Source organism: Thermovirga sp., assembly GCA_012523215.1.
Classification (GTDB): domain Bacteria; phylum Synergistota; class Synergistia; order Synergistales; family Thermovirgaceae; genus 58-81.
Genome location: JAAYIZ010000328.1, coordinates 1 through 9,799 on the forward strand (window position 1 = coordinate 1; position 9,799 = coordinate 9,799).

At 59.3% G+C, this 9,799-nt stretch carries 10 protein-coding genes and 2 riboswitches; of the genes, 2 read left to right on the plus strand and 8 right to left on the minus strand.

From position 1 onward, the window contains the following. The 3 genes from wtpA to GX108_08620 form a co-directional block, all read right to left on the minus strand. A partial coding sequence (gene wtpA, locus GX108_08610) for a tungstate ABC transporter substrate-binding protein WtpA (protein NLO57083.1) occupies positions 1-941 on the minus strand: 941 nt, incomplete at its 3' end. Positions 942-962: 21 nt separating this feature from the next. Next, complete coding sequence (locus GX108_08615) at positions 963-2,000, minus strand: ABC transporter ATP-binding protein (GenBank protein ID NLO57084.1); 1,038 nt, start codon at positions 1,998-2,000, stop codon at positions 963-965. Further along, positions 1,997-2,761, minus strand: a complete 765-nt coding sequence (locus tag GX108_08620) for an ABC transporter permease (GenBank protein NLO57085.1) — start codon at positions 2,759-2,761, stop codon at positions 1,997-1,999. The genes GX108_08615 and GX108_08620 overlap by 4 nt, the downstream gene beginning before the upstream one ends. An 83-nt stretch (positions 2,762-2,844) precedes the next feature. Beyond that, positions 2,845-2,963: riboswitch (molybdenum cofactor riboswitch) on the minus strand. A 145-nt stretch (positions 2,964-3,108) separates the two neighbouring features. On the opposite strand from GX108_08620, the gene GX108_08625 reads away from it, so the two are divergent. Beyond that, the gene (locus GX108_08625; GenBank protein NLO57086.1) at positions 3,109-3,504 is read left to right on the plus strand and encodes an SDR family NAD(P)-dependent oxidoreductase; all 396 of its coding nucleotides are present in this window, start codon (positions 3,109-3,111) and stop codon (positions 3,502-3,504) included. Between the two features lie 50 nt (positions 3,505-3,554). Here GX108_08625 and GX108_08630 read toward each other — a convergent pair whose 3' ends face one another. Further along, positions 3,555-4,760: a hypothetical protein gene (locus GX108_08630; protein ID NLO57087.1), complete on the minus strand. Its 1,206-nt coding sequence runs from the start codon at positions 4,758-4,760 to the stop codon at positions 3,555-3,557. 287 nt (positions 4,761-5,047) lie between these two features. Then, positions 5,048-5,168: riboswitch (molybdenum cofactor riboswitch) on the plus strand. Between the two features lie 42 nt (positions 5,169-5,210). On the opposite strand from GX108_08630, the gene GX108_08635 reads away from it, so the two are divergent. After that, positions 5,211-5,894, plus strand: a complete 684-nt coding sequence (locus GX108_08635) for a response regulator (protein NLO57088.1) — start codon at positions 5,211-5,213, stop codon at positions 5,892-5,894. Here GX108_08635 and GX108_08640 read toward each other — a convergent pair. Genes GX108_08640 through modB form a run of 4 tightly spaced genes read right to left on the minus strand, consistent with a single transcriptional unit; the run spans position 5,887 to position 9,527 of the window. Further along, complete coding sequence (locus GX108_08640; GenBank protein NLO57089.1) at positions 5,887-6,930, minus strand: molybdopterin-binding protein; 1,044 nt, start codon at positions 6,928-6,930, stop codon at positions 5,887-5,889. The genes GX108_08635 and GX108_08640 overlap by 8 nt on opposite strands. A 3-nt stretch (positions 6,931-6,933) precedes the next feature. After that, the gene (locus tag GX108_08645; GenBank protein NLO57090.1) at positions 6,934-7,797 is read right to left on the minus strand and encodes a xanthine dehydrogenase; all 864 of its coding nucleotides are present in this window, start codon (positions 7,795-7,797) and stop codon (positions 6,934-6,936) included. Then, positions 7,766-8,899, minus strand: coding sequence for an ABC transporter ATP-binding protein (locus tag GX108_08650; GenBank protein ID NLO57091.1), 1,134 nt, complete (start codon positions 8,897-8,899; stop codon positions 7,766-7,768). Before GX108_08650 ends, GX108_08645 begins: the two co-directional genes overlap by 32 nt. Then, the gene (gene modB, locus GX108_08655; GenBank protein ID NLO57092.1) at positions 8,883-9,527 is read right to left on the minus strand and encodes a molybdate ABC transporter permease subunit; all 645 of its coding nucleotides are present in this window, start codon (positions 9,525-9,527) and stop codon (positions 8,883-8,885) included. Before modB ends, GX108_08650 begins: the two co-directional genes overlap by 17 nt. Positions 9,528-9,799: the final 272 nt, after the last annotated feature.

A 9,799-nucleotide genomic window follows, 5' to 3' on the forward strand; every position in this document is an offset into this window, starting at 1 on the left:
AGCGCTTCGAGCTCCGCGGGGATCTTTTCTCCCGGCGTGTAGGTCTGGGGACCAACGGTGTCCTGCCCCATCTCCTCGAGGATCTTCAGACCGCCGTCCTTGGCGAGAATGAGTTCCACCAGCTCCAGGGCACGTTTCTTGTTCGGTGCATTCCGCGGGATCGTAAGGGCGAAGACGATGGGCTCGCCCTTGGCGAGTATCGTCTGTCCCGGCTCCTTGCCAGCCAGTTCCACCGAAGCAGCAGAATACTGTTCGGCGAAATCGGGGTTCTTCAGGTTGACCTCGTCGGGCAGGTCCAGGTACTCCAGGCCGTGCTGCATCGCTACGGATTTGTACTCAAAGGCGTAGTCCATGGCGCCGCTCTGCACCATGGCCACGAGGTCGATGGCCTTGGGCCGCACCGCTCTCTCGGGGTGCTTCATGGCCCTGGCGTAGAGGTCCTTGTCCTTGTAAAAGATCTCGGCGAGCTGCAGTACCATGAGGCTTCGATAGCCGCAGGGGTCCTGGTCCGGTTCGGAGTGACCCCAGCGGATGTCGGGGCGCATGAGCACCTCGGTCCAGTTGTCCTTATTTATCTCATCTTTGTACTTCGACTGGTTGCTGTACATGAGCACGATGGCGTTGCTTGAAAAGAGTATATTCCAGTCGGCCTCCGCCGGGCGCAGAATTTCCTCGATGACCATGTAGTCCGCCGACATGAAGACATCGCAGGTCCCTCCCAGGTCGATGATCTTCCTGGCCAGGGCCGCGCTTCCCCCGGCCTCGCGCTGAACGTCAACGCCCGGGTGAGCGGCTTCAAAAATCTCCTCGACCTTCTCCATGGGGGTCGACAGGCTGCCCGCGTGGAAGACGATGACCTTCTCGGCGGCCAGGGCAGCGGTCGCAGCGAAGACCAGGGACAGGACCATCAGCAAAACCATACTTCTCCTGAACTTGCTCATTGCACAACACCTCCGTTAGATTTAATGACCCTCGTCAAACACGTGTATCGCACCAGGGCAGAATCCCACCCTGCACTCCACTCCGGGGTGGACATCCTCCCTGACCAGCGCCGATGAGAGCATCCTCCCCGTCAATCTCAGGCCCACAATGTCGAAAACCACCTCGAAGGCCATCCCCCTGGGGATTATGCTCACCACCCGGCCGGGAAATACATTCTCCGTCCCCTCGACGAGGTCCTGCCCTATCATCACATCCTCGGGGCGTATCCCGATCAGGCACTCCCCGCAGGACTTCTGTCCGTTCAGGACCAGGGACAGGCCCCCTTCAAGGCTGGCCTTCCTCCCCTTCACGCTCGAAGGAAAGAGGTTCTTCATTCCCACGAAATCCGCCACGAGCCTGTTGGCGGGCTCCTGGAAAACGGTCTTGACGTCGCCCACCTGCTGGAGGAAGCCCCCGACGATGACGGCAACCCTGTGCCCCAGGGAAAGGACCTCATTGAAATCGTGGGTCACCATCATGATGGTCATACCCTCCCTGTTGATCCGGGAAAGGTAGTCCTGCAGGTCCTCCCTGAAGCGCGGGTCAAGGGCCGATATCGGTTCGTCGAGGAGGACCACCGAAGGCTTCACCGCCAGCGCCCTCGCCAAAGCCACGCGCTGCTGTTCCCCGCCCGAGAGGGTCTCCGGTGATCTTTCGAGCAGGTATTCAAGCCTCAGCAGCTTCACGAGCCCTTCCACGTGGCGGTTATCCGGGCCGGAGACGAACCTCAACCCCCAGCGGATGTTCTCTTCCACCGACAGGTGGGGGAAAAGAGCGTAGTCCTGGTAGACGAGGGCGACGTTCCTCTTCTCCGGCGGAAGATCGGTGACGTCCCGTCCCCCGACGAGGATCTTGCCCCCCGAGGGCTGTCTCAGCCCGGCTATAGCCTCCAGGAGGACCGTCTTGCCCGCTCCGCTGGGCCCCACGACCATGAAAAACTCCCCTTCATCCACCAGGAGGGAGAAGGAGTTGAGCACGAATTCGCCAAGATCGATCGAAAGGTCATCCAGTCCTATCAACCGCCGATGACCTCCCTGCGCTTTCCCGATACCAGGACCCTAAGCACCACGAACATGCCCAGGCAGACCAGGATAAGTTGCACGGCGATGGGCGTGGAGAACTTCAGCCCGAAGGTGGCGAACCGGTCGTAGATCAGCGTGGGGGCGACCATCGGATGGTAGGCCATGATGACGATGGCGCCGAACTCGCTCACCCCCCTGGCCCAACTCATGATCAGGCCGGAGACAAGCCCTCTTTTCGCCAAAGGCAGGGATATCCTGAAGAAAACGTGAGGAAAGGAAGCGCCCAGCGTACGGGAGACGTTTTCGAGCCTGGGCGACACTCCGTAGAAGGCGTCACGGGCTGCGTCCACGTAAAAGGGTATCGAGACGAACATGCAGGCCAAGATTATGGCCAGGTGGCTGTTGACGGGCGAGAGCCCAATCCTGACCAGCATCGCCCCCAGGGGAGCCTTGGGAGAGAAGGTCATGAGGACGGCTATGCCCGCCACCGTATGGGGGACCATAATGGGGACATCGATCACCGCCTCGAGCACCGATTTGCCCCTTAATTCTTGCCGTGCCAGAAAATAGGCCAGGGGAGTACCGAAAAGAGCGATTATCCCCGTCGCCGCGGCGGCCGTCCAGATGCTCCTCCAGAGAGCCCCCAGAACCACCTTGTCCCTCGTGGTGGAAGCGACAATACCCCAGTCGGCCCGGAAGAACATGCCCGCCAGGGGCCAGATAATATAGACCACCAGGAAGGAACCCATGAGCAACATAAACCAACGCTCTCTGAACTTGCGGTCCAAAAGGACACCCCCAAAGAAAAAGGCCGCCTCCCAATACAGGAGACGGCCTCATGTTTCGGCGGACCGCTCCTCCTTTCCAAGCGCGGGAGGCCTTCCCGTTTCCAGGAAAACCCATCGGCCGCTCCCCACGGTTCAAAACTCCTGAGGGGACACGGCTCGGAGGACGCCCGATCATCGGGCACCAAGGATACTAACACATTACTGTCCTTGCGACAATGATAACGCTTATCGATTAAGTGTCTCCTTGGGTCCGGGTTCCGGGCTGCGGCAAGGATGGGAAAAACCGTGGACAAAGCCCACGCTTGAGGAGGCCCGTCATGGGAGACTATTTCAGGAACAAGGTCGCCGCGGTCGCTGGCGCCGCCGCAAGCGCCCTGGGCGCCATCAAAGAGAATAACCTCAAAAAGGAAGCCGAAAGGCTGAACGCCCCGTATCCCGGCAAGGTTCACCCCCTGCCCACCGATGTCACGAAGCCGGAGCAGGTCCAATCACTGGCGGGGGCCGCCCGTTCCTTCGAGGACCACCTCGACTTCGTCTTCAACAACGTCGGGATCGGGATGACACTCCCGACGGAGAAGGTCACCTTCGATCTATGGAGGCGCATCGTGGATCTGGACCTCTTTTGCGATGCGTCAAAGGGCCGCTGGACGAAGGGAAAACTACCGTACAAAAGGAACATGCAGCCAGGTGAGGATTGGGTGCGAAAGACCTAGCGAGGAGCCCAAAAGGGACCCTCGCTATTTTTCAATCCCCCCTAGGCCCCTCAGGAGGCCGGCTGCGACCTCGCCTTCTGCAACCCGTCCAGCACATACAATAGGCGCACCAGGTAGAGAAGAAGCCCCCCGTTGGAAGCCAGTACAACCCCGATGATCAAGGGGGGTATCAGGTTGTGGACCAGCATGGAAACGCCGAAGGTGATCGATACGACATTCATGGCAATCTGGACCAGGTTCAGCCTGACCACGATCGGGGGAACAGGCCCGACCCCTTGGCTGGAACCCTTGATAATGGGCACCAGGATCCGCTTCAGATTCAACACTCCCCCGAGGATGTTCATTAAGCCGATGAGGAGCGTCAGCGGCGCCACAAGAATTCCGGGGATGATGCATGATGTCGCCCCCAGGGAGGCGAACACGAGGCCGATGATCATCATGAGCCATGTCCGGGGGAAAGGACCGATAGGGGAATCCCCCGTGGCTAGCATCTGGATGGCCAGGTTCACCATCAGCAGGCCCAGCTGGGCGCTTCCTGAAAAAGGGAGTTTCCCGAGGCTCACGGGCACCAGGAGCACACCGAGGATGACCAAGAAAAGGCCCGTCATGAGGATCGTGACCCTCCCAACGGGTAGATCCAAATCCCCTTCTGGCTCGTGGACCGCCTCCGGGTAGGCGACATATATCTTCTGAAGGGTGATGGCGAGGTAGGCCAGGGAGAAGCCCATCAGCAGGACCACGACGGCGGTCATCGGCGTGGAAAGCAGGTCCTTCCTGAATATAAGGAGCCCTATAAGGGCAGACAGGACATAGACCGCGGCGCAGCTCGCGATGAGGTGCCGGAAAATCCCTCCGTATTGCCTCCATCTCGGTAGCTTGTCCTCGGAAAAGACCATCTGGACAAGAAGGCTTACGCCCCCCAGGCCGAAGCATAGGGACAGGACAATCCGTGGAATGCGGCTGAAGATTTCGGGGATGAAGCAGGTGATTATCCCCATCCCGGCCACCACGACTCCGGCCGCCAGGAGCGCCTTTGACCGCGGTGCATCACCGAAGGGAGTCCGCCCCAAGGCGACCATCTGGAAGGCGAAGATAAAAAGTAAAAGCCCGTAAAGTCCGTTTTCGTAATATGGCAGGAGGCCCACCGACACCGGGAAGAGCAAGGCGCCTGTCAAAAGCATCGTCACGGACGCCACGAGGAGCAATACCACGTCGAACTCGATCTCAGCCCTTTTCAGGATCCCTTTTGTTTCCACGACACCATCTCCTTCGTCCAGGGTTTTGCATCAACCGGCAATTCCTGATGATCCTTTCAAAGAGCCGCTTACAGCGAGGTGAGGGGAACCCCTGTCGTCATGATACAGTATTTTTATCTTTTTCGTGGAAGCAACCCGGGAGGGCGGACATGGGCCCGATTGGCACCCCCTTCCGCCTCGGATGGATAAAGCTCACCTCCAGGGTCTCCTGAGGCGGGAAGAAGAAGTTATCCAAGGTGGGCCTGCCAAGCAAGCCGGGGTGGGTTATAATATGTTGGAAATACTTGAATAACTCGTTTCTCCGAGCCGGCCATCCTAAAGGATTCGAATCCCAGGGGGGACGGACGACAGGGTGTAGCTGGAAACGGCTGCGCCTCCCTTTTGGAAAGGAGGAACAGGTCCATTGAACAGTGCATTCCTGCCTTTGTACTCCGGAGGAGAAATCCCCCGATGATCCTTTCCTGTGTCATCGCCGACCATTCCCTGGTGCTGCAGAACCAGTACGCCGTGGCCCTCTCCAGGACACAGAACCTCCGACTGAGAGAGACCGTGACCAGTGGCCTGGAACTGGAGGGTTGCCTGGCGCGAGGCAATGTGCACCTGGTACTCCTGGATATCTTTCTGGAAGGATGGGGTGGCCTTGATTCCCTCAGGAGGGCCAGGGCCAAGTATCCCCGGGTCGACTGGTTGATCCTCTCCAGCGGTGTGGACCCCGATATCGTCCGTGGCTGTGTCTGCCTGGGGATCTTCGACTACCTGATCAAGCCCTTTTCGACGGATCGGCTGGAGAGGGCATTGGCTGCCTATTACCGATACCACCAGGGTTTGACCAAGCGAACCAACCCCTGGCGCCAAAAAGACCTCGATGTCATCACCGGCCTGAGAGGGGGTTTTTCCGGCGGGCTCGAAGAATGCCCCAAGGGTATCCAGGTCAAGCTGCTTAAGCGTCTGCGCACCTGCATGGCAGAAAGGGGCAGGTGCCTGTCGGCTCATGAGGCCGGGTCCTTCACCGGGGTATCCCGTTCCACGGCAAGGCGATACCTGGAATACCTCGTGGAGAGCGGGGAAGCCTCTTTCGAATACGAAATGAGCAGTGTGGGCCGCCCGCTCAAGCTATATAAACTCATTATCTGAAGGACTTATTTTTCGAAAAAGGCACCCTGGCGAACTCGCATTCAGGAAAAATGCAGACCCTGCATTTTCTGCATAGGCCCCCCTCGCCCCAAAGCGAAACATCCACCTGCTTTCCAAGCCCCGCGGAAAGGGTGATCAAAAGTCGGTCCAGGGAAGTGCGTTCTTCATGGGCTACGCAGGCGGGAGCCCCGATTATCCATGAACCACCCTTCGCGGCCAGCATCAGGTTCGAACCCGGTATCGCCGGGACTCCTCGAAAGAGAACCTTTTCCGCCACGTTGGCGATAGCCTCGGGAGTGCGGTCATCGGCATCGACGCTCATCCCGCCGGTGCAGATCACGATGTCGGACCCTACCTCCAGCAGGTCATCTATAGCGAGGGCGATATCCGCCGCGCGGTCGCCGCAGATTTTCTGGCCGGAAAAACTGCCTCCCAGTTCCAGGAGCTTCCTCTCCAGTTTTTCGCGGAACCTATCCTCGATCAAGCCCTCGAGAATCTCCTGCCCCGTCGAAACAAGGCCGACCTTCATGGGAGTGAAGGGTATAACCGAAAAGGGTGACGCCGCCTTGACGGCCCTTTCCAATGAATCCCTTTTCAGGCAAAGGGGGAGAATCCTGAAGGCCGCCGCCACACTTCCGGCCTCGATCACCGAGTTACAGGGGCAACAGGCGAAGGACCACTCCCTGTCGCGGTTAACCCTTCTCACCCCTTCGGGGTCGAAGTGCAGAATGCCTCGACCCAGCGAAACGAGCCTGCACCTTCCCTCTTCAGGGCCGGTAATCTTGAGCCCATCTCCCGCCAGCGCCTTGGCGAGATCCAGGGCAGCCTCATCCTCGTGCACCTCATCGGGTTCCAGGACGATCACGGACAGGTTCCGTCTTCCCATCATCCTCATAACGGGAAGATCTTCCGGCTGCAGAATATGCCCTCTCCTGAACCGCGCCCCCTTGGTCCCCCCTTTGGGGTCGATCATGGTCAAGTCATGGGCAAGGGGCATTCCCAGGGCCTCTTCTATGGGTATAACCCTGCGGTCCATGATCTAGTCTCCGCCTCCCTCGTTGCCGGGAAACCGGTTGGGGAAGAACGGTCCGGATTCCTTTGCATAAGGGCTCCTGAGGGTTTCGATGTCTCCGCCCCGATGAACGGCAATGATCTCGGAGATGATGGATGCGGCTATCTCACCCGGGGTTTCGGCCCTGAGAGGAAGTCCCACCGGTTGGAAAACCCGGTCGAGGTATTCCTCCGATACTCCCCGTTCCATGAGGCTCTTCCTGACATGGGCTATTTTCTTCCGCGACCCCATCAGTCCCAAATAAGCCATCGGCCTGCCCTCCAGCAGGCGGAGCACTTCCGCATCGAGGGAGTGACCGCGGGTCGCCACGACCACATAGGACCTATCGTCCAGTTCAAGCCCCCTTTCAAATACTTCCCCCAAGGGGCAGGCTATTACCCTCCCAAAGGGTATCTCTCCGGCATTGGCGTAATCCTCCCTTTCGTCCCAGACGGTCACGGAGAAACCCGCCGCACTGGCGGCTTCGGCAAGGGCCTTGCCGACATGGCCGGCGCCGAAGACCACCACTTCAGCCTCCACTCCCAGGGGTTCCATCAGGACGATCATATCGCCTCCGCACACGGACTCGCCGTCGCTTTCCTCTTCCCTCAGCCGAGCCCTGTGAATAGCGGGCCCCGATCGCGCGCCCAGAAGCGCGGTGGCTTTTTTTATCACTTCGTACTCCAGGATCCCGCCACCGATGGTTCCTGCAATGGATCCGTCAGGGCGGACCCACATAGAAGCACCAAGCTCCCTCGGGGTCGACCCCTCGGAACCGGTCACGGTGCAGAGGACTCCGAACCGCCCCTCCTGGAGTTCATCATGAATGAGATTCAGCAGATCCCTGTCCAAGGCTGATCTCCTCCTTTTCGCCTTTGAAATAGATCAACTCTATCGATCCCGGCGGAACCGCGAAATCCACCATGCCGCCAGGCCGCAACAAGTTGTGGGGAACGTCCCTGTTCCTCTTTTCTATCTGCCATGGACCACGGTCGGTCAATAAGTGCATGCGCAAAGTGCCTCCCTCCATGAGAGTCTCATCGACCTTCCCCGTGAAAACGTTATCGGCCAGTTCGGCATCTACCGGCAGCCTGGGATCGATGAAGCGCACCTTTTCCGGGCTGACAAAGGCGATGGCCCCCCCGAGTCGGGGAGACCCCTTCAGAGCCAACTCTCCCTGACCCCAGCTGAAGCAGTGGCGACCCTTACCGCCGACCTTGACTTCCCCCTCCAGGATATTGCCCCATCCCATCATTCTCCAGAAAGAGATGCGGCCCGGACCCTCGAGAATTTCATCGACCAGGAGAGATCCGGATAATTTTCCCTTCTCTATAAAAAGGACCTTATCCCCCAGCGCACAGATATCCTCCACCTGGTGGGTCACGTAAAGGATCGGGATATCCGTTTCGGCCTGCAGGCCCCGTAGCTCACGCCTAAGATTTCTCCTCAGTGGCCCGTCCAGGGAACTGAAAGGTTCATCCAGGAGGAGCATCTCGGGATCCGTGGCCATTGCCCTGGCGATGGCTACCCTCTGCTGTTGCCCGCCCGATAGTTGGCCTGGATAACGCCTTTCAAAGGCCTCCAGCCTCACCCTCGCGAGCCATGTTCTGGCCTTGGCCAGCCTTTCCGTCGTCGTGCCGCCGGGGCATCCAAAGAGGACGTTCTCCAGGGCCGTCATGTGGGGGAAGAGGGCCAGGTTCTGGAACAGGAGGGCCATCCTTCTCTTTTGCGGTGGGGTCCAGACCCTGGTTCGTGTATCCATGATGACCCGCCCTGCCAGGGCGATCCGCCCCTCCGCGGGAGACCTCAACCCGGCGAGATTCAGAAGGGTAAGGCTTTTCCCCGACCCGCTCGGTCCGAAAAGGACCCCTATCTCCCTTCCAAGGTCGAAGGAAACATCGAGTTGGAAGTCACCCAATTTCTCCCTGATCTCGGCTTCAAGACAGGTTTTCATGGCCATCGGCCTCCAGTTTCCTCACGGCGTAAAGGCTGACAATACCGACGGCCACCAGGAGGAGGGCTGCGAAGTGAGCCTTGGCGAAGTTGAGGGATTCTACCTGGCCGTAGATATAAAGAGGCAATGTCTGGGTCCTCCCCGGGATGTTGCCCGCCACCATAAGGGTGACCCCGAAATCGCCGAGGGCCCTGGCGGAGGAAAGGGCCAGCCCTACCAGTAGAGTCCTCCTGGCCAAGGGGAGGGTGATACGGAGGAAAACCTCCCCGGGCCCCCTGCCCAGGGTCAGGGCCGCCTCCTCCAACTCCCTGTCCACCCCGGCGAAGGCCGCCCTCGATGCCTGTACCATGATCGGCAACGACGGCAAAAGCGCTCCAAGAACAGCCGCCGGGAAAGCGAAGAGGAATCCCGCCTCCCGGAAAAAATCAATCCGCCCCAGAACGAGGAGAAGGTAGAGCCCCAGCACCGAGGGCGGCAGGATTATCGGAAGTTGAACCAGGAGGGAAAGCGCTTCCCGTCCATGGAACACCTTCCTTGCCAAAAGCCACCCCAGGCCCCCCCCGAGCAGGGCCAGCAGGGGGACATCGATGACCAGCACTTTCAGGCTGATAAGGAGGGCCCGTTCCATCTTTATGGCCGATCAGTTCGTAACCGGCTCGAACCCTGCTTCCCTGAACAGACCCTCAGCGGCCGATGTGAACAGAAAATCAAAAAATAACAGGGCTCTTTCGGTACTTCCGCCTTTTACCACCCCTCCAAAGAGTCGCTGAGGAGGCATCGGCACTTTTGCCCACGACCCCTCGAGCTTTATCGCGATGCTCAAGGGGATATAGGCCGCGTCGGCCCCTCCGCTGCTGGCGGCAAGACCCGCTTTGAGCACATCGCCGGCGATAATAAGCC